This is a genomic window from Caballeronia sp., from assembly GCF_049581465.1.
Classification (GTDB): domain Bacteria; phylum Pseudomonadota; class Gammaproteobacteria; order Burkholderiales; family Burkholderiaceae; genus Caballeronia.
Genome location: NZ_JBAUSA010000893.1, coordinates 1 through 1,625, shown reverse-complemented (window position 1 = coordinate 1,625; position 1,625 = coordinate 1). Strand labels below are relative to the sequence as shown.

At 60.6% G+C, this 1,625-nt stretch carries 2 protein-coding genes and 1 pseudogene; 1 reads left to right on the top strand and 2 read right to left on the bottom strand.

Going from position 1 to position 1,625, the window contains the following annotated elements:
- Positions 1–386: pseudogene (locus WCA53_RS21885) on the top strand (metallophosphoesterase); the annotation flags it as partial.
- Positions 387–391: 5 nt separating this feature from the next.
- Here the strand turns inward: WCA53_RS21885 and WCA53_RS21880 are convergent.
- Together WCA53_RS21880 and WCA53_RS21875 are read right to left on the bottom strand one after the other, a co-directional pair.
- Positions 392–1,120, bottom strand: coding sequence for an RES family NAD+ phosphorylase (locus tag WCA53_RS21880; protein WP_423915555.1), 729 nt, complete (start codon positions 1,118–1,120; stop codon positions 392–394).
- Positions 1,117–1,539, bottom strand: coding sequence for an MbcA/ParS/Xre antitoxin family protein (locus WCA53_RS21875; protein ID WP_423915554.1), 423 nt, complete (start codon positions 1,537–1,539; stop codon positions 1,117–1,119). Before WCA53_RS21875 ends, WCA53_RS21880 begins: the two co-directional genes overlap by 4 nt.
- Positions 1,540–1,625: the final 86 nt, after the last annotated feature.

Below are 1,625 nucleotides of genomic sequence, written 5' to 3'. Positions count from 1 at the left end.
CAGCACGGCTTGCGCCCGTGCCGCTGGTGCGCATCGTCGGCGACGGCGCAACGCGCTTCAACGTGTTGCACGCCGAATTTTTCGGCAGCGACGCCGACCTGGAAGTCGCGTATTTTCCCGACGATGTTCGCCATCAATTGCTATGGGGCCGTTCGCTCATGCTCGGCTCGGGCAAGGCATCGGCGCAACGCGGTTTGTCCACCACCTATTGCGGCCACACACCCACGAAAGCCATCCGTCAGATCGGCGCGCAGGTGTTTATCGATACCGGCGCGTATATCGACGACGGCCGCCTGACTATCGTGGAAGCGGGTACGGATCGCCGCTGGTCGGTGAAGCAAGGCTGGGCCACCGCGGAAGGCGCGCGCGAACTGGCTTTGCCCTGAATTTTTCAGACGATCCTGTTCATCTCGAACACGTCGGTGATCGTTTCGCCGTTCCACTCGTATTCGAGGTACGCCGCGTGATGGCAGGCGCGTAGGAGTGTCGTGCGGAACGCAGCAAGGCATTCGCCGCCTTCGTCTCGCACCGACGGATAGGCAATTCCCGGCGCACCCGCCGCCCGCGCGGCATGCCCCAATGCCTGGCCGGCCGCATAGTGCGTCGCCGACAAAATCGCGCGATCGAGTTCAGCCCGGTCGAGCTGGCCATTGCGAAGATCCAGGACTTCGCCCTTCGCCTGAACCGAATAAAGCCGCATTTGCTGGCGCAGCGGCGGTTGCTTCGTGTCCGCGAGAAATAGCGCCGAGTGATAACGCGTCTCTTGAATCGCCGTCCGCTTGCTGCGCGCGCAATAGAACACGCCGTATGTGCCATCGGAGAAACGGCTGCCGTTGGGGTTTAAATGCGTAAAGGCCGCCATGATCGGGCCGTAACCCGCCCCAAACCGGCGTTCTTCTTTTGGCACCAGGTCGAGTTCGCCCACTTCCGTGCGCAAGCGGTCGTTGGTCATGGCTTCGAGCGCGTAGAGCGCCTCGAAATCGTGTGGCGACGCGACGCGGTCAAAGAGATTGACTGCCGGAAACCGCGTAGGAATGACCCGGTAGGCTGGCGACCAATCCAGTTCGGCATGCGGCCAGATGCTCGTCCAGCCGTTTTCAGCTTTCGATGTTCCCTTCACGCCCAGCCGCCTCGCATTGCATCGAGATATTGGCGAACCGCAACGAGATCACTGACATTGCCGGCAAGCATGCGATCGAGCGCACGACGTCCACCAAAGGGCGGCGCGGCATTCGGACGCTTCACCCATCCATCCGATGCTTCGGCTAGCGGCAACAAGATTTGCAGCGCTTTGTAAATGCCCAGGATCAGCGACAACCGTTCGAGGGTGTCGCGACCCAATCGCGCCGTTTGCGGCGTCGCTTTCCATTTGAAAAACGTCGAACGGCCCGGCGAGCCGAGCAAGACGATTTGCTCGTCGATGGAAAGCGTCCAGTGCTGCGCAATATTGAAGAATGCGCGCAACCCCGCGGCAGACATATCCGCAACGGTCGGTCGCGGCGCTGGCATGGGGTGCGGCAGGCGTTCGGTTTGAGTCATGAGCAAGAGCCGACAAAAATGCGGGTGAAAGTCCGAGTCTGCAGATAGTCCGATTCTGAACTTGATTTGTATATTAGTCCAATTAT

What these genes read in the sequence shown, in the direction of transcription:
- WCA53_RS21875 (WP_423915554.1), bottom strand. Translation starts at nt 1,539, where the DNA reads ATGACTCAAACCGAACGCCTGCCGCACCCCATGCCAGCGCCGCGACCG.